The organism is Bacillus sp. BS1807G30 (assembly GCF_040047675.1).
Lineage (GTDB): Bacteria > Bacillota > Bacilli > Bacillales > Bacillaceae > Bacillus > Bacillus altitudinis.
The window spans coordinates 3,621,520-3,639,584 of the sequence record NZ_CP157353.1 but is presented as its reverse complement, the minus strand read 5'-3'; the positions used below and the strand labels follow the sequence as shown (position 1 = coordinate 3,639,584).

Annotated in this window: 14 protein-coding genes; 9 read left to right on the top strand and 5 right to left on the bottom strand. The window is 39.8% G+C overall.

Features of this window, described 5'->3' with window-relative positions; genetic code table 11:
* Positions 1-167: 167 nt before the first annotated feature.
* Both ABG082_RS18700 and ABG082_RS18695 read left to right on the top strand, forming a co-directional pair.
* Positions 168-2,345, top strand: a complete 2,178-nt coding sequence (locus ABG082_RS18700; RefSeq protein WP_272511292.1) for an Ig-like domain-containing protein — start codon at positions 168-170, stop codon at positions 2,343-2,345.
* A gap of 119 nt (positions 2,346-2,464) precedes the next feature.
* Positions 2,465-3,475 (top strand): hypothetical protein, encoded by a 1,011-nt coding sequence (locus ABG082_RS18695; RefSeq protein ID WP_272511291.1) that lies wholly within the window; start codon positions 2,465-2,467, stop codon positions 3,473-3,475.
* 49 nt (positions 3,476-3,524) lie between these two features.
* Here the strand turns inward: ABG082_RS18695 and ABG082_RS18690 are convergent, their stop codons facing one another.
* The gene (locus ABG082_RS18690) at positions 3,525-4,235 is read right to left on the bottom strand and encodes a GntR family transcriptional regulator (RefSeq protein ID WP_046527583.1); all 711 of its coding nucleotides are present in this window, start codon (positions 4,233-4,235) and stop codon (positions 3,525-3,527) included.
* Positions 4,236-4,390: 155 nt separating this feature from the next.
* Here ABG082_RS18690 and ABG082_RS18685 point away from each other — a divergent pair, with 155 nt between their 5' ends.
* Both ABG082_RS18685 and bglA read left to right on the top strand, forming a co-directional pair.
* Positions 4,391-6,289, top strand: coding sequence for a beta-glucoside-specific PTS transporter subunit IIABC (locus ABG082_RS18685; RefSeq protein WP_272511290.1), 1,899 nt, complete (start codon positions 4,391-4,393; stop codon positions 6,287-6,289).
* Between the two features lie 9 nt (positions 6,290-6,298).
* A complete protein-coding gene (gene bglA / locus ABG082_RS18680) occupies positions 6,299-7,738 on the top strand; it encodes a 6-phospho-beta-glucosidase BglA (RefSeq protein ID WP_272511330.1) in 1,440 nt (479 codons plus the stop codon).
* 50 nt (positions 7,739-7,788) lie between these two features.
* Here the strand turns inward: bglA and ABG082_RS18675 are convergent, their stop codons facing one another.
* The gene (locus ABG082_RS18675) at positions 7,789-7,950 is read right to left on the bottom strand and encodes a hypothetical protein (RefSeq protein ID WP_272511289.1); all 162 of its coding nucleotides are present in this window, start codon (positions 7,948-7,950) and stop codon (positions 7,789-7,791) included.
* Between the two features lie 160 nt (positions 7,951-8,110).
* Between ABG082_RS18675 and ABG082_RS18670 the strand changes: the two genes are divergently transcribed.
* From ABG082_RS18670 to ABG082_RS18650, 5 genes are all read left to right on the top strand, one after another.
* Positions 8,111-9,346, top strand: a complete 1,236-nt coding sequence (locus ABG082_RS18670) for a TerD family protein (protein ID WP_272511288.1) — start codon at positions 8,111-8,113, stop codon at positions 9,344-9,346.
* A 200-nt stretch (positions 9,347-9,546) separates the two neighbouring features.
* Positions 9,547-11,121 (top strand): T7SS effector LXG polymorphic toxin, encoded by a 1,575-nt coding sequence (locus tag ABG082_RS18665; protein ID WP_272511329.1) that lies wholly within the window; start codon positions 9,547-9,549, stop codon positions 11,119-11,121.
* Positions 11,122-11,141: 20 nt separating this feature from the next.
* Complete coding sequence (locus tag ABG082_RS18660) at positions 11,142-11,807, top strand: hypothetical protein (RefSeq protein WP_272511287.1); 666 nt, start codon at positions 11,142-11,144, stop codon at positions 11,805-11,807.
* A 466-nt stretch (positions 11,808-12,273) separates the two neighbouring features.
* Positions 12,274-12,750 carry a hypothetical protein gene (locus ABG082_RS18655; protein WP_272511286.1) on the top strand — a complete coding sequence of 159 codons (477 nt, stop codon included), beginning with the start codon at positions 12,274-12,276 and terminating at the stop codon, positions 12,748-12,750.
* Between the two features lie 289 nt (positions 12,751-13,039).
* Complete coding sequence (locus ABG082_RS18650) at positions 13,040-14,233, top strand: MFS transporter (RefSeq protein ID WP_017368408.1); 1,194 nt, start codon at positions 13,040-13,042, stop codon at positions 14,231-14,233.
* A 46-nt stretch (positions 14,234-14,279) separates the two neighbouring features.
* Here the strand turns inward: ABG082_RS18650 and ABG082_RS18645 are convergent, their stop codons facing one another.
* The 3 genes from ABG082_RS18645 to ABG082_RS18635 form a co-directional block, all read right to left on the bottom strand.
* Complete coding sequence (locus ABG082_RS18645) at positions 14,280-15,182, bottom strand: shikimate 5-dehydrogenase (RefSeq protein ID WP_008344408.1); 903 nt, start codon at positions 15,180-15,182, stop codon at positions 14,280-14,282.
* Positions 15,183-15,200: 18 nt separating this feature from the next.
* Positions 15,201-16,382 (bottom strand): MFS transporter, encoded by a 1,182-nt coding sequence (locus ABG082_RS18640; protein WP_348936388.1) that lies wholly within the window; start codon positions 16,380-16,382, stop codon positions 15,201-15,203.
* Positions 16,383-17,031: 649 nt separating this feature from the next.
* Positions 17,032-18,048 carry a LacI family DNA-binding transcriptional regulator gene (locus ABG082_RS18635; protein ID WP_008347412.1) on the bottom strand — a complete coding sequence of 339 codons (1,017 nt, stop codon included), beginning with the start codon at positions 18,046-18,048 and terminating at the stop codon, positions 17,032-17,034.
* Between the last annotated feature and the right edge of the window lie 17 nt (positions 18,049-18,065).

Genomic DNA, 18,065 nt, shown 5'->3' with positions numbered 1-18,065 from the left:
TTGGAATTGTTCATGTAAGATGAAAAAACGATCGAAATCAGTCTGTATATCTATGAATATGGATTTTTATAAGTCTTTAGGCTTAACATTAAACCTTGTACCTATATTGGTTAAAATGTATAATATTTGTATATAAAAACATTAATAGGAAAAGAGAGGATATCTTTATGAAAATAGTCCTGAAAGTAGTAGCTTCTATTCTTTGTATGATGATGTTGAGTTTGAATATACAAGAAAATGTAAGTGCCGCAGAGGGTGGAACGAAAACAACGGTTGATCGTTATCAATATGGTGATAACTATTTGACGGGTAAAACAACGCCAAATGCGATTGTCGCATTTGCAGATTGGGGTGTTCCTGCTAATTGGAAATCTAAATATATGCACTACGCAACAGCAGATAGTAACGGAAACTTTAAGTTGTTCTCTTCAAATTTTAGTTCAGGCCAAACGATAGAGCTAGATACGTATGACCAAAATGGGACAAAGCTTTCTTCAAACAAAGTGTATGTTTTCAAGGAATCGTTTACCTCATTAGATCCGATATATGATACTTCTCAGGAGCTAACTGGGAAAACTGTGAAGAACACAAAAGTAGAGGTCATGAAAGATGGTAAGGTTATTGCCTCAGGTACATTCAACGATGCTATCCACTTAAAGCTGCCTGATTTAACTGCTGGGACATTTCTAACTGTAAAGCTGACGACTGGCAGCAATATCGACGTTTACAAAAAAATTGTTAATCCTAAGCAGATTTCACTTATTCCTACAACAAAATGGTCTAAATCTGTTAAAGGCAAAACGGGAATTCCTTATGCAAAGGTTATTTTTAAAAAACAAAAGGAAGTCATTCAAACGCTTACTGCTGATGATGATGGCAACTTTGAATTGAGTGTAGACAAAAACACCATCAAAGCATTAGATCAAAGTTATTTTCAAGTGATAGAACCCTCTTATAATAATGCTTTGCATGAGAAGATCTTCCAAATTACAGCAACAACTCCAACTATTAATCCATTTACTCAGCTTTCAACTTCAGTGGGTGGGACCGCAGCTCCTGAAAGTATAATTCATATTTTAGATGGAGAAGGCAGAGTAATTGGAGAAGGTCAGACAGACTCTAATGGCGTCTATGACGTTCCTGTTTCAAAATTAATCGGTGGTGACTTAATTACAGTAAAGACGTTCATGGCAGATAACCCAAGTGAAACAGATCAATCTCAAGAAGATGTACAGAAAGTTTATGTAGAAGATATAGATGATTCGAGTGATACAATTAATGGTTTCAGCACCTTTGGGTCTAATGCTGTTGTAGAAGTACAATCAGATTCTACAAGTAGTACAATAAAAGCCATGTCCAAGCTCAGCACAAGTTCCACAAAAAAGAAATATGGCCCATTTCCAATCACTCCAGGGAAAAATTTTAAATTAAAAACGGGAAAATTAACAAAAGGATCTAAAGTAACGATCACGTTGCAAAGCGGGAAGAGGAAGGTTTCCCTCCCAGTCGTAACCGTCAAAAAAATCGTCACATCTCCGCTTGCAGCATCCCAAGTGAAGGTGACGAACAATAAAGGTAACAACGATACGGTGACGATAAAAGGAATCAAAAAACAATCCGTCATCAAAATCTTTAAACAAGCTTCTGGTGGAACAGCGATTGCCCAGCAAATTGCATCGAGCTCGAACATGACGATTTCCATGAAACAATTGGGTCAAACAAGTGGAACGCTTTATATCAGCATGAAAGAACCTGGTCTAAAAGAGGGAAATCGAGTACCAATTCGCTATCAGGGTGAAAAATCAGACGCTCTAAAAGTCAACCAGATCAAAATCAATAATCTTAAAAATAAAAATGACGTCATTACAGTGAGTAAGCTTAAGAAAAAAGACGTCATCAAAGTTTATTCAACAAACGGCAAACTACTAGCCGCATCAAAACCGGCTAACAGTTCATCCATCAAATTGTACGTCAAACAAGTTGGGGCTAAGAGCGGAAAAGTATTTGTTACACGAAGCAGTGACAAGATGTTGGAAAGCGGAAAACAGGCTGTTTCTTTTAAAGGTGAGCCATCCTCTGCATTAAAAGGCAGCCAAATCAACATCGTCAACAACAAGAAGAAAAATGACGTGATCACCGTCAGTAAATTAGCGAAACAGGACCTTGTTAAAATCTATAACCAATCAGGAAAATTAATTGGTCAGTCAACGGTCTCTAAAGGTAAGGTTGTAAAGGTGACCATCAAACAACTAGGCGCTAAGGGCGGAAAGATCTACGTTACCGTTACAGGAAAAGGAATGTCAGAGAGTAGTAAGATAGTAAAGACGTTTAAGGCTGAAAAGTAGATTTTCCTAATAAATGATCACACTTAATTTCTATAACAATCGTCATTCATTTTAAGGGTGACGATTTTATGTTCAGATCGTATTTTCAAAATAACTCCAATCATAGGATGGTGCCAATCTTGAAAAAAATAAAATATGTCGTCCTAACGGCTATTATCTTTTGTTGCAGTATGTGGTCTTCAAGTGTTCAAGCTCAATCCGGTTATTTCAACACATATACAACGTATACTGGAATGTCAGGCTCTGGATTCTACACCTCTATGCAAGGAATGTGTGTCGACCGTAACAATAACATGATTTATGCTGCAAAAATAAATACTTCAACCCAGCTGACACAATTGTACTCTATTAAAATGAACAGCTCGTCAAGCAATAGAACAGTGAAGCTTCTTAAAAACTCTGACACGAATAGTACTAGCTATGATTTAGGACATGCCAATGACTTAGCTGTCAAAGCCCAAAAAGGAGATGAGCAAGTTAGTATTTATGTAGCCCCTATGACCGATGGTGTCAAGTATGTAAAAAAGATCGTGAAGCTACAAGTGAACACGAAAAAAAGTACATACAAAGTGGCTAAAGCCTATGTCCTTCAGTACCAGGGAACGAATTTATCAGTTAGCGGCATCACGTATTCTGTTGGAGCAGACAAATTTATTGTGAGGTCTGGCAATCGCTTTTTCATTGGAGATTTTAATGATCAAACAGGAAAATTTGAGTATGAGGCCACATTTACATTAAATTATACAAAAGCAGTGATCCATCAATCAGTGGTAGATGTTTCGAAGTACATTCTTCAAGGAATTTCTTTTTACCAAGGAACATTATATGTCCCTTTATCTAAGCCAGATCCCAACGGAGGGGCTTCTAATGTGAGTGTTATTCTCACGTATCCGTTAAATATCAACCAAATGATCAAAGAGCAAAAGGGAACAACAACAAAAGATTTTTCAAAAGAGTTGTTTACTAGAAATGACCTATCTTTCCGAATAACGAGCAGTGCATTTACTCTTTTTGAGATAGAAGCTGTTGATTTCGATGACGGAACGTTATATTTTAATACGAATCGTGGGAAAAAAGGGACACAAGAAGATATGATGGCAACATTCAATGACTATAACTACTACAAATGATACCAGCATTAAAAAAAGCTCCTCAAAAATGAGGGGCTTTTTCCTTTCATCACCCATAATAATTATTCGCCTGAATAAAAAATTGGGATTGCATGTAGTTATAAGTGATTTTCGAGAAGTCGAAAGGCTGGCCGTTTGTGAGATGAAAGACGGTTTCGACGCGAAGAGCAGGATCATTTTGCTTAAGTCCGAGGTGCTTCGCTTCAGTTTCGTTTAGTTTGCCAACTTGCAGGTACATGTCAGAAAAGCCCACTTTAAGACCAAGGCCTTCACTAATGAATTTAAATACAGAATCGGCTGCAATTTCTGTGTTGAGGTAAGGAATAATGGTTTTCCGATAATAGGACTCTTCTAAACATAAAGTTTGTCCATTGATGTAACGAATGCGTTTAAGGTAGAAAACATCCTCATCTGGTTCAATGTTTAAATTCAGCGCAGCTTCTTCTGGCGGTTTGACGGTATCTAACGTGAGAACTTCTGATGTCAGTTGAAATTCCTCTAAATCTTTTTTAAATCCTTGGTTGGATAAAAGGCTGATATAGCCTTTGCGCCTGTGCCTTCTCACAAAGATGCCGCTGCCCCTCACCTGATAGACAATCCCTTTTCTTTCGAGTAAATCTAATGATTTGATAATTGTACTTTTGCTCACAGCAAATTGATTCATGAGCGTCTCAAGCACAGGAAGTTTGTCTCCTTGCTGTAGCTCATGTGTGACAATATATTTTTCAATATCGCTCGCAATTTGTTGATACTTTAACATAGCCATTCCTCTTTGTTTTCACGATTTATTGTCTTTGTATTATAGCACATCCCGATTTCTCTTTGATATGCAAACTTAAATTATATAGGCATTGATAAATTGTACCGGTATAATTATAATGTACATATACTAGTGGTGATAAAGGGGGGGTTTATATGTCAAAAGTGAGGGATTATCAAAAGCTTGCAGAAGACATCTTAGAAGCAGTTGGCGGAGAGGGAAATGTGGTGAGTGCCACAAGATGCGCCACGAGGCTGCGTTTGGTGCTGAAGCGTTCTAATCCAAAGGCAAAAGAAGCAATCAACGCCATGCCTGGCGTCATTACAGTGGTGGAAAACGGTGGTCAGTTTCAGGTTGTGATCGGTCAGCATGTAGGTGAGGTATATGAGCATTTTTCCAACCTTGTTCAGCTTCAAACCTCGGATGATGACCAGCCGAATGAACACAAAGGAACGATACTGAATCGGGTCATTGCGACCATGTCCGCTGTGTTTGCGCCATTTGTGTATATTTTAGCCGCAGCTGGTATTTTGCAAGGTGCACTTATCTTAATAAATTTGATATTTCCAAGCTTCTCGAAAACAGGAACTTATGAAGTGTTTAGCTTTATTTCTTGGGCACCGTTTACGTTCTTGCCCATTTTTATTGCGATAACTGCAGCCAATCATTTCAAAACGAATATGTATATCGCGGTTGCTTGTACAGCAGCACTTGTCAGTCCAGCTTGGACAGAGATTGCCGGACGTGTAGCATCAGGGGAAGGTGTGACCTTTTTAGGGATTGCGTTATCTGAAACGGTTTATACATCATCCGTCTTGCCACCGCTTTTCTTAGTATGGATTCTTTCTTATGTAGAAAAATTCTTAAACAAACGAATTCATGAGGTTGTCAAACCGCTATTTGTCCCATTTCTATGTATGGTCGTCATGGTTCCGTTAACCATTCTATTAATCGGTCCTCTTTCGACAGCAGGTGCAAATGGGATTGCAAACGGATACAATATCTTAGCTGAAAATGTACCAGCTCTGGCAGGGGCCATTATCGGTGGTTTCTGGCAAGTACTCGTGATTTTCGGTGTTCACTGGGGCATTACGCCAATGGTACTTGCGAACTTTGAACAATATGGACGTGACTCCTTTCAGGCATATCAAACCATCGCTGTTATCGCTCAAGTCGGTGCGGTGCTGGGAGTTATTTTAAAAGCAAGAAATCGGGAAACACGGAAAGTTGGGGTTTCAGCTGGAATCACAGGACTCTTCGGTATTACGGAGCCTGCGATTTACGGTGTCACCTTACGTTTTAAAAAGCCGTTTATTTTTGGGTGTATTTCTGGAGCGGTCGGTGCCATTGTGGCCAGTTTCTTTACGCCCTATTACTTTGCATATGCAGGGCTGCCGGGTCCGTTGACGATTGTGAACGGAATCAGTGCAGATTATCCAACGTCTATCATTGGTATTTTGATTGGTGTGGCGATTGCGCTGATTTTACCAGTTGTGCTTATTCAATTGTTCGGTTATGGGGAAGATACGGTAGACCAGCCAGCTGGTGAAACACCTGTTAAAGATCAAGACGGAGAAACGACACAAGCTTCTATGAACAATGAAGAAATGATTACGGCTCCATTTACAGGAAAGGTGCTTTCGTTATCTGAAGTACCAGATGCCGTATTTAGCTCTGGTGCGATGGGGAAAGGCTTTGCCGTTCATCCGACCGATAACAAACTGTTTGCACCGTTTGATGGCAGTGTCGTCATGCTTGCACCAACAAAACATGCGATTGGTTTGCGTTCTAAATTTGGTGTAGAGTTACTTGTTCATGTAGGAATTGATACGGTTTCTCTAGATGGATCGGCATTTACACTCAATATCAAAGAAGGCGACAAGGTGAAAAAGGGTGACTTGTTGATGACATTTGATCAGGAAGCAATTGAAAGCAAAGGATTACAAACAATCACACCTGTTATCATTACCAATACCCAAGCATACGAAGATGTGATTGTAGAGAAACGTTCAACATGTCAGCCAACTGACGTCATGTTGACAATTGTGAAATAGGAGGAATAGATAATGACTTTACCAAAAGATTTCTTATGGGGCGGGGCATTAGCCGCTCATCAATTCGAAGGTGGATGGAATGCAGCTGGCAAAGGGCCGAGTGTTGTAGATGTGATGACAGCAGGTGCTCATGGTGTACCAAGACAGATCACGGAAACGATAGAAGAAGGAACTTTTTATCCAAACCATGAAGCCATTGATTTCTACCATCGTTACAAAGAGGATATCGCCATGTTTGCTGAAATGGGATTAAAATGCTTACGAACATCGATCGGCTGGAGCCGAATTTTCCCTAAAGGGGATGAAGACGAGCCGAATGAAGCAGGCTTACAGTTTTATGATGATGTGTTTGATGAACTGATTAAACATGGCATCGAGCCTGTCATTACACTGTCTCACTTTGAAATGCCCCTCCATTTGGCAAGAGAATACGGCGGATTCCGTAGCAGAAAAGTCGCTGAATATTTCGCGAAATTCGCGGAAGTATGCTTCAATCGTTACAAGGACAAGGTCACGTACTGGATGACATTTAATGAAATCAATAACAAAATGGACGTCAACAACCCGTTGTTCCTTTGGACAAATTCAGGGGTATCTGTCAAAGAAGGCGAAAATGCCAAAGAAATCATGTATCAAGCGGGACATCATGAATTGCTTGCAAGTGCATGGGCAGTGGCAAAAGGAAAAGAGATCAATCCGTCCTTTCAAATTGGAGCGATGGTGTCCCACGTGCCAATTTATCCATATTCCTCAAACCCAGAGGATGTCATGCTGGCAGAAGAATATATGAGACAGCGCTATTTCTTCCCAGATGTCCAGGTGCGTGGCTACTATCCAAGCTACGCGTTAAAAGAATTTGAGCGCGAAGGCTATCACATTCCTTTTGAAGAAGGCGATGAAGAAAGCTTAAGAAAAGGAAAAGTAGATTACCTTGGCTTTAGCTACTATATGTCAACAACGGTCAAAAGCGATGCGGTATCTGATCACAACGGAGACATTGTCAATGGAGCACTGCCACATGGTGTGGAAAATCCGTATATCAAATCAAGTGACTGGGGTTGGTCCATTGATCCGACAGGTTTAAGGTATACATTGAATCGTTTTTACGATCGCTATCAAATCCCGCTATTCATTGTGGAAAATGGCTTTGGTGCCATTGATCAAGTGGAAGAAGACGGCTCTATTCATGACCCAGAGCGAATTCAATATCTCGCTTCTCATATTCAAGCACTGAAAAAAGCGATTGAATATGACGGTGTGGACCTCATCGGCTACACACCTTGGGGCATCATTGATATCGTGTCATTCACAACCGGTGAAATGAAAAAACGCTACGGCATGATCTATGTTGACCGCGATAACGAAGGTAATGGTTCAATGAAGAGACTCAAAAAAGATTCATTTACTTGGTACCAAAACGTCATTGCAACGAATGGTGAAGAAGTGTAATACAGAAATGACTGGCCCGGATGAGCGTGGGATGCGCTTGTTCGGGTTTTTTATTGCCTGTGCTTCAATGCAGCCTGAATACAAAGAAAAAAGAGAGTAATCACAATGAAATAATTCATTGGATTGTGAAAGATATTGATGCTAAATGCTAATTGAAGAAGAATCCAAAATCCGAATATCACCATAACAGCAGGAATGATTTTTTTATACACGTTGATTCCCCTTTCGAGAGTAGTTTCTTTTTAGATGGCATTGTCTCATATCATTGAAGAGATGAAAAGAGAGAAAGATATTAATAGGTTCTATTACGTAATTTGGTATAATTGGTCTATAAAAACGATAAATGGGAGATAAAGAATAGGAGTTGTTGAAATGAATCAAACTCTGCAAATGGGTGCCAATACCGTACTAAACTCTCCAAAGGGACAAGTATCCATCAGTTATGAAGTATCATCTGCAATTGATATTTCTTTAACAGCGTTTCTCTTAACAGATTCAGATCTAGTTCAAGGAGATAATGGCATTATTTTTTACAATCAGCCGGAGAGTGCAACGGGTGTCGCGACACTTTTACCAGCAGAGATATCAGGTCAGTTGAAAAGGCATCAATTGAATTTTGATATGAGCAAAGTGCCCGTTGGAATCACAAAGATGGCTATTACACTAACAGAGGATCGAGGAATCGGCTTTTCTCATGTGAAGAATCTGCAAGCAGAAATTCGAACAGGTGATGAGGTGCTATACTTAACACCAGTAAGCTTTACAAATGAAAAGGGTATTGTCGTAGTAGAGCTATACATAAGAAATAGTGAAACGAAAGCACGATCCATCTGGCGTGGCTTCGATTCTGGATTGGAAGGGCTATGCAAGCTTTATGGGGTGGAGGTTGAACCTGATGAACAGGATGTTTCTACACCTCCTCCAATGGTTTCTGAAAAACAAATTAATGAGCCTGCTCCAATGAACACAGCCGCTAAAGAGAAAGTCTCTGCACCTATTAGCTTAGAGAAGGTTCAAGGTAAAATTAGTCTAGACAAAGGTCATAAACCGATCATCATTGAAAAAACACCAGAGATTACGGCTACAGTATCTTGGGAGTCTGGAACCGATTATGATATCTACGCATTGGTCTATACGAAGTCAGGAAAACAAATAGATGTGGCCATGTTTGGCGCAAAAGGTGTTCCCGCTCTCAAAAATTACGCTAACGGGGCTGTTGAGCATATGGGAGATGTCGGTAGAGATCGTGAATCAATGAAAACAGAAGTCATTAAACTAAGGTTAAATGATGATATCCTTGCGGTGGTACCCGTTGTTTACTCTGCTCAATCAAATGGAACAGGTTCTTTCTATAGATATAGAGTGTCTATGAGTATCGATAATCATCAAGGAACGTCTGTCACGATTCACGCGAAACATGCAAATGACAATGATCGAATTTATTCTTGTGTTCCAGGTATTCTTCAAAACACGAATGATGGTGTGATCATCCGTCCACTAGAGCTTTACAGTAAACCAAACTCTGAGCGTAGACCGAAGTTAAAAATGAAATATTCAAATGAGATCGATGTTTTGATGGATAAAGGACCAATCAATGACTATAAGTAACGTGAACATGTGGCTAGACAGAGTATAATGAACTGTCTGGCTTTTTCTATATCCTACAATTAATAAACTCGTTTATCCGAATTAGCGGGTAAATTGGATAGAGAGTTCATTCCATTTTTTATGTCATTTAGCCTATTTTTCCGTTTTGAAGGCCACGGTAAAATAGACTTTATGATCAATAATGGAGGGAGTGGTTTCTTCTGGGCAAGATACTTGATGCAAAAGCACTAACCAGTGCCATGGATACAAGGGCAAAACACTATCAGGAACTCCGCGAACAAATGATAGATTTAAAAAAGGCATTACAAGGTGTTGCCACCCTCGGTGACGACTTCACTGGAAAAGGTGCCGATAACATTAAAAGCTTCTACAAAGAACTCGCCGGAAATGTGGACATGTTCATCAGCTTTATTGATAAGCAAAAAGCCTTTCATGAAGGTGTTTCTGGAACGCTTGATGATACAAACTTTGGCGGCGATACCTTTGTAGAAGAACACTTTTTAGACAACACTGTACATATGGGAATCAAAAATGCCAAAAGTATTGTAAAGGATCAAAAAAATGCTCTCAAAACCATTTTTCAAGACATCGACGACCTCATTTCACTAGAAGTATTTGATAGCCAAACTTTTGATGAAAAAATAGAAGATGCGGAAGACGAGCGAAAAAAGACAGTGAAAGACCTAAGAGAGCTTGATCAAAATCTAAAAGATGAATATGCTTTGTCAGAGACGGAGCAGCAGGCTACAATGGCATTGTACGCAGAAATGATCAATGCCACAAATGACGGAAAATCCATTTCGCCTATGAATTTTGACAAGAAAGCGTATCAAAATAGCGAAATCTACAAGGCAAAAAGCGATATTGAGAAGCAAACTTCTGAATATCTAAAAATCAAAAAAGATCAAGAAGAAGCCCGCAAGATCGCAAAGGAACAAGAAGCGCTCGCCAACCGTCCTTGGTATGAAAAAGCTCTTGATTACGGAGGAAATATCGTCAATGAACTGACAGGCGTGAACGATGCAAAACGTGCCGCAACGGGCGTTGATCCGATCACAGGTGAAGAACTCACCGCAGGACAGCGAGTCGCCGCAGGTGGCATGGCAGCAGCAGGATACATCCCGATCGTCGGTTGGGCAGGACGCATTTTCAAAGGCGGTAAAGCCGTTTATAAAACAACTCAAGCCACGTCCGCCGCAGTCAAAGCCGTCGACATTTACAAGACATCACAGAAGTCTTTTGACGCCCTGAAAACGTCTCAAAAAGGCTTATATGGACTCACCGCAACTAACGGCTTCAGCGAAGCGATTACGGGTCGAGATATGTTTGGAAATAAAGTCTCGAAAGAACAGCAAGAAGCCAGTATGAATGCGGCGCTGGGGATGCTTTTGCCGTTTGGAAGTAAGCGTTTAAAACAACTTCAATTTAAACATAAACCAAAAGAAATAATAACTAAAAAAGAAAATTATCAAAGATATGTGAAAGCTGAAAATGGGCAGCGTCCTCCTAATTTTTCACCCGAAGGTGCCAAAAGGAGAGGGGCTTATCGAGAATCTAAAAGAGCAAGTGGTATACCAGTAAGTGAACAACCCATAGAAGTTAGACCAGCAGTGGACAAAAGAGGTAACCCTATCCCTGGTAAGGATTATTTCTTTAAAAATGATAAAGTGGTTAGAGATCATGCAGGAGGCCATTACTATCCAGACGACTTAAATCAGAATAGAGATGCTCACTTTAATGATATTTATGGAAACCACTATGACTATGAAAAATAGTTATCACTGGAGGATTATAAATGAAAATAGAACTTGAATTCGAACAAAAAGTTACAAACTACTATAAGTGGTTAGATCAAAAAATAAATGAACTTAAACAGTTAAGTGTATATAGTATTAATGGATATCACTTTTTAGATGATGGTGGAATTAAGACTTTTCAAAGTTATTGTCAAAATGAACTAATCGAAATTTTTAGCGGTCAATTAACTAATTACCATTTTTATATCTTTCTAAGTAAGAAAGTAAATGATGTACATTCGCGAATAGAGAGATACCGAAAAGTATGGAAATCGATTGATTCGGAAATAAATACTTCAGGTTTTGAAAAGGGGCCAGAATTACTTTTAGATGAACAAGAAAATCAATTTTATGTCAGTATGGCCAAAGTACCTCAACCTGATTTAGATAAGGCATTGCGAATAATGGATCAGTATCAATCTAGTTTCATGATTGCCAGTAGAAGGGATTCTATGCTCTCAGAGGAATCTATAAAAGATTTGTTTTACTCAGGATTGGATCAGAATAGTCATGAAGTAGATTATCAAGCGCTTTTTTTGAAGTATGGTTTGAATAGTGAAATTATCTTTAGATGGGGATCTGTTCTAAATGAGGCCGAATTGGCAATGATTTTAAATCAAGATCATACCCAGAAAATACAGGAGCGAATACAAAGCCATTCATAGTATCTCTAAAAGAGAATAATCCGTAATATTTTAAACAATCCCCACATTTGGGACTTGCCCTCCCGTTTTTGTGAGACTGGGAGCAAAACACCGTATGAAACAGCCAGTTGTCGAAACTCTTTCGGTGACTGGTTGTTTCATTTCCATTGAACTCGAATATTGGTATATGTATTTTATAAAATCGCTGCGTAGTGATTGTCAGGTGGTGAAGATGATAGAACCCTTCTGATTTTAAATTGGAGTGGAAGGTTTCGATGTGGGCAACTTGTTTATGAAAGCGATGATGCTCCCCATAATGTGTAATATTCTTAATTCCTAGCTTATAATAAAAGGTTAGCTGCAAGTCTGTTGTGAGTTGTTCACATCTATGAATGAAGATGCATTTTAACAAATTAATTGATTATCTAATAAGGTATTTATCGTAAGGATAAATACAAAATGGAAAGGAGATGTTGAACTGGCTAATATGAATAAAAACCAAAAAACAAAACTCGAAACCTTAAAAAGAAAAAGCAGAAGAAAGCACTTAATAAACGAATTAAGTTATATGACACTTCCAGAACCCCCTTTTTTGGAGGTCGAAGAGAATCAATTTTTTTGTCAGAAGGTATTTACTTTCCTGCAATCGAGAGAACATAAAAGTCAAATACATGGAGACAACTATCTAGAGCATATTGAAAAGTCTACACAAATGTTAAATGAAATGGTCGGGAGGATAAAAGAGACTCCTGAACAAGGGAGATTGCTTTTTTTCCGAGATCATGAAATTGAAGCGCTTTTAGTGAATGTGGATGAAGTGTTTCATCATTTAAATCAACTTCTTGAGCAAACCAAATTTTTAAGTGGATACGGAGATTTCATTTTAATAGCAGAGGATTTTCATTTTGGATTATGCATAGAGCGTACAGAATATTTTTATGAGTTTAGTTTTTGGGGAATGTGAGTTTAGATCAAGCTTCATTTCAAAAAATGACAGGGATTTTTCTCTATAACCATTTCCCTCAAATTTAAGCAATTCACTATCATTACCTTTCACATTCATATAAAATAAGAGCTAGTGAAAATTTGAAGAGATGCTTGATAAATGAAGGGCATGTAAGCTGTGAGCCGCATGAAATGATGAGATGTTTCAAGTACGTGAAGGTTGCAAAGCTGTTTCTCCTCACGCATGAATCTTGTAAGCGTAACCATTATTTGTCACTTCATTGCAATGTGTTGAGGGGTGTGTCAGCATGAGGAATCCGTATTTGAGAACGGCTTCTAGTCTTTATATCAATTATTTTTTATTAGGTATGGTCAATATTATTTTGGCTTCTAATATGCCATTTTTGATCAAACAATTAGATACAAATAGTGCGGGGATTAGTTATATGATATCTGCACTCGGTATTGGCAGGGTGCTCACGTATGGTCTATCGGGTGTACTGTCAGATCGTTTTGGACGAAAGCCGGTCATTTTGGTTTCGGGGGTGCTGATGGCAGTGTTCCTCATTGGAATCCCATTGTCTCCGAATTATCAAATCGCGTTTGCGTTTGCGATTTTGGCAGGGGTGGCGAATTCGGCGATGGATGCAGGGACGTATCCGGCTTTAATGGAAGCTTTTCCTCAAAACTCGGGATCTGCAAATGTGATGGTGAAGGCGTTTATTTCGATTGGGGCGACCATTCTGCCGCTCGCTATTTTCTTTTTAGCAGAGCATGATCTGTTTTATGGATTTGCGTTTTTTGTACCTGCTTTTATCTATTTAGTGAATGTGATGATGTTGTGGACATTGCCATTTCCGAATCATCGCAAGGTGGAGCAAGTTCAGGTGACGGAGCATGATGGACTTCCGCGCTTCTCATCAGAGCCTACGTTTTGGAGAGAAGGGGTCGCACTGATTGTGATCAGTTTTACATCAAATGGTCTGTACGCCTTGCCGCAAATTTGGCTGCCTACGTACGGTGAGGAAATTTTGGGGATGGCTTCTGGCAGTGCTGTGAAGCTGCTTAGTTACTATAGCATGGGCGGTTTGCTGTCTGTCTTATTGCTCGCATTTCTTTTGCGCCGCATTGTTCGTCCGGTCACCGTGCTGCTACTCTATCCGATTATTACATTAGCCTCTATCTGTGTGCTATTGGTCGTGAAGTCTCCAGTCATCGGGACCGTCAATGCATTTGTATTGGGCTTTTCAACAGCTGGTGTCTTTCAGCTGACGTTAACCGTAATGGCTGAGTTCTTCTGGAAAAACAAAGGGACGATGACAGGAATTATCTCAACAGCAGGCGGAGTGTCCGCCATTGTGATTCCGGTCGTCACTGGTTTGATCGAAACCCACTCGACGATTTTGCAAATCTTTATATTTGATGCGGGTGTGGCTGTTGTTGCGATCATCGGGGCGATGTATATCCTTTATCGATATCGCCGTGTGATGATACACGAATAAAAAAGACGACTTCCAAAGCGGAGGTCGTCTTTTTTATGTGTTTCGTTTAGAAACGGTCATTTTCAAATAGAATTTGTTTCACTTGTTCAACCGGCATATCCTCGCCAGTAAAGAGTTTGTACGCAAGGGCACCTTGCCATAGCATCATGCCAAGACCGTTAATCGTTTTGGCACCCGCTTCTTGTGCTTGAGCAAGAAGTTTTGTTTTTTGCGGGTTGTAGACGACATCTGTCACGATTAAGTCTTTGCGTAATACATCAAGTGTATCGTCAATAATGCTGAGCTCATCTAATGGTTTCATGCCAAGGCTTGTCCCGTTTGCTAAGATCGCACTTTCAGCTACTTCACGACGGAAAGCGTCTTTGTCTTCAAGTGGGAAAATATTCGCTTTGACACCGAATGATTTCATTTCGTTGTTGATGTAATTTACATTTTCTTCTGCTTGAACAAAGTATTGGTCATTACGAGCAAAAATACTAATTTCACGAATACCTGATTGTGCAAGCTGAATGGCAATCGGAGTTGCAGCGCCGCCAGATCCAACGAGTGTGACCTTTTGCCCAGCTAATTCAACGCCGTGTTCAATTAAGTTTCTTACGTAACCAAGACCATCTGTGTTGTAACCAACCAGCTTGCCATCTTTGTTCACAACTGTGTTGCTTGCACGAGTATATTTTGCAGAATCATCTAGTTCATCTAAGTAATCGAGCACTTTCATTTTGTTCGGCATGGATACGTTAAACCCAGCTGCACCCATTGCTTTCATCCCGTTTACTGCTGCTTCTAGTTCATCATTTCCTACCTCAAAAGCAAGGTAAGCATAGTTGATTCCTGTTAGTGTATAGCCAAGGTTGTGCATCCGTGGTGACAGGCTGTGCCCGATTGGTGTTGCAAGAAGACCGACTAATTTTGTTTTTCCATCAATATTACGTTCATGTATGTTTGTCATGATTGACATCTCCTTTAATTATCTAAACAATTTTTTCATGCGTCGTAAAACAAAGACTGCTAACAATACGCTGATGACCGCAATGATCATATCGAAGAATAAAGTCATTTTAATATCGTACGTGCTAACGAGTCCGCTTGTAATCAGCGGAACAAAGATAAACGCTGAGCTTGCCGCAATGTTGACATATGATGAAGCCGTTGCTTTGTTTGTAGGGAATAATTTCATCATAATACTCATCGCCAACTGGAAAATGCCGGCTGTAAATAATCCTAAGAAAAAGGTACTAACAATGACAATGCCGTATGTTTCGATTTGAAATAGTGAAAGCATGGCAAGGAATGCCCCGATTGGGTAAATAATAGCGACCATAATTGGTGAAATGAATTTATCTAATACGATTGAAAGCAATAGAACAGATACGAGTGCACCAATACTAAAATAAGAAAGAAGCTGTGTCGCTTGTCCTGAGCCAAGCCCAATCAATTTCAACCCGAGCTGTGGAAGCCAAGTTTGCCATACGACAAATAATGCAGTAGACGTGAATCCCATAAGTACAACAGCTAAACCTTCACCAAACATTTTCGGTTCTTCCTTCATTTGCTCTTGAACGGGAAGATCGTTTTGAGAAGCCGTTTGCTTATGATTTGGGAACGGCATAAAGATCAAGTAAATGCCTACAAGTAAATAAAGAAGTCCTAGACCAAAGAATGCCCAGCCCCAGAAGATGTCATGTGCGATAAGGAATGCCAAGATAAATGGAAGAACAGTCGCACCAATTGATACAGACGCCTTCACTAATACAGAAGCTGAACTTGCTTTTTTAGGAAATGACTCTGTCAAAGCAGGATATGTCCCTGAATCAAGCAATGAGTTTGCAATCCCTGCGGAAATGGCAAAAATGAAAGCCAATGTATAATTGGTCGTCGTTGGAATCCCAATTAAGAATAATAAGTAAAGAAAGTTACCTGTAATAATGACAGGTTTTCGCCCCCAGCTGTCTGCCAGCCTACCAGAGAAAAAGAGAGCAATTAATTTACCGATACCGATTGCTGATACAAGCAAGCTGATTTTTGGAATATCTACATGGTAGCGTTCAGATAAGCTTTCCATGTTTGATGCCACAATAATATTGATCATGCCTAGCATGAAATAGTTTAAGTACATGCCAAGTGATGATTTAATGTATGGATTTTTCATGTTCCCACTCCTATATTTGAAACCCTGTTCGGGCCAAATTCTTGTTACCCTTTGTTATTTCCTTAAACGTAAATAATATTAAGTCCATCACAACACCCCTTGTGTGATTGATGAAAAAATAATGAATATTCATCTGTTCTTCAAATAAGTACATCGTTCTACTAAATAATTAAAAATAATAACAGTTATCATAAGTTGATGGACTTTCTCGATTTGATCAGAATCAAAAGATCCATCTTTAACTGTAGTTGATATCATAAATAACGATATGTTCACAAAAGGTATAACGATATACTAAAAGAAGCAACGAGATAAATATACTCCTGCGTTTAAAATGTGTCAAGTTTATGACTTTGCGATTTAAAAAAAGAAAAATGTAATAAAGAAATAGTTGACTTGCTCAATAAAAAAAGGAGAATCGCTTTGCAATTCTCCTTTCAGCGTGTAGACAAACCCTCGCATTCTTTGTCAGTCCTGCGCTCCGGTGCTCACGAATGTCAAATTCGCTCTGCTCCGGTGCTCGTCCTTCCTAGACTGCAAAGGTTTTCTATCACGCTGAAAAGAAGACAAAGGGCTAAAATAAAGTTCATTTTAGCCCTTTGTCAACAATCTGAAAGGGAGAATCGCTTTGCAATTCTCCTTTTCATGATCATGTCGAGGTTTCTCGAATATGAAGTTGAGGCTTTAATATCAATCGCTGCAGTTCTTCATCCTGCTCGTTCATTTTATGATACAAAAGGTTGGCTGCTTTGACTCCAATGGATCGTGGAAAAGATGAGACTGTGGTGAGCGGCGGGTGATACATCTCCGCTTCAGGGATGTTATCGAATCCAACTACATCAATGTCTTCACCAGGCTTGATGTCACGCGCTGCCAATTCTTGAATCACCCCAAACGCCACTAAATCACTGAAGCAAAAAATAGCAGTAGGTGGTTCGGGAAGGTCAATCACTTGGGCAAGGGCTTCTTTCCCGCCTTCACGGGTAGGCACCATATCGATAATAAGAGATTCATCCATCGCCAGGTCCTCATCATCATGGGCTCTTTTGAACCCTTTCATCCGTTCAATCCAAGTCGAGGAGGATTTGATTCCACCTAAGAAGGCGATGCGGCGATGCCCTTTTTGAAGAAGATGACGGACCGCCATCCAAGTGCCTTGTTCATAATCAACGCCGACATAATCACAATGGACATCTGCTAATTCACGATTTGCCAATACTTTTGGTGTGCGAATGTTGTTTAATTGTTTCACCGTTCGTGTCGAGCTCTTCGATGCTAGATTTAAGATGATTCCACCCACTCGGTGCTCTACCATTGTGGAAATGAGCCGTTCCTGCTTATCCACACTATCAAAGGTTGTCCCAAGTAAAACGGTATAGCCAAGTGACTCAAGTGTGGTTTGCACACCAATTAAAAATTCAGAAATAAAGGTGTTTGAAATATCCGTGACGATCACACCTACAATATTTGAACTTTTCGACCGCATGTTGGCAGCGACGCGATCGTACACGTATCCCAAATCCTCCATGGATTGCAGCACTTTTTTCCGGGTGGCTTCAGAGATCCTAGGGTTGTTGCGAACAACGAGTGAGGCCGTTGAAGTCGATACACCGGCATGCCGGGCGACTTCTTGTAATGTCACACGCTGTTTGTTCATTTTTTTCATTTGTCTTCACCAACTTC

Excerpts from the sequence above, each read along its gene's own strand:
- ABG082_RS18690 (WP_046527583.1), bottom strand. The coding sequence starts at position 4,235 with ATGTTAAAGTATCAACAAATTGCGAGCGATATTGAAAAATATATTGTC.
- ABG082_RS18645 (WP_008344408.1), bottom strand. The coding sequence starts at position 15,182 with ATGACAAACATACATGAACGTAATATTGATGGAAAAACAAAATTAGTC.
- ABG082_RS18700 (WP_272511292.1), top strand. The coding sequence starts at position 168 with ATGAAAATAGTCCTGAAAGTAGTAGCTTCTATTCTTTGTATGATGATG.
- ABG082_RS18640 (WP_348936388.1), bottom strand. The coding sequence starts at position 16,382 with ATGAAAAATCCATACATTAAATCATCACTTGGCATGTACTTAAACTAT.
- ABG082_RS18670 (WP_272511288.1), top strand. The coding sequence starts at position 8,111 with ATGAATCAAACTCTGCAAATGGGTGCCAATACCGTACTAAACTCTCCA.
- ABG082_RS18635 (WP_008347412.1), bottom strand. The coding sequence starts at position 18,048 with ATGAAAAAAATGAACAAACAGCGTGTGACATTACAAGAAGTCGCCCGG.
- ABG082_RS18650 (WP_017368408.1), top strand. The coding sequence starts at position 13,040 with ATGAGGAATCCGTATTTGAGAACGGCTTCTAGTCTTTATATCAATTAT.
- ABG082_RS18655 (WP_272511286.1), top strand. The coding sequence starts at position 12,274 with ATGAATAAAAACCAAAAAACAAAACTCGAAACCTTAAAAAGAAAAAGC.
- ABG082_RS18660 (WP_272511287.1), top strand. The coding sequence starts at position 11,142 with ATGAAAATAGAACTTGAATTCGAACAAAAAGTTACAAACTACTATAAG.
- ABG082_RS18685 (WP_272511290.1), top strand. The coding sequence starts at position 4,391 with ATGTCAAAAGTGAGGGATTATCAAAAGCTTGCAGAAGACATCTTAGAA.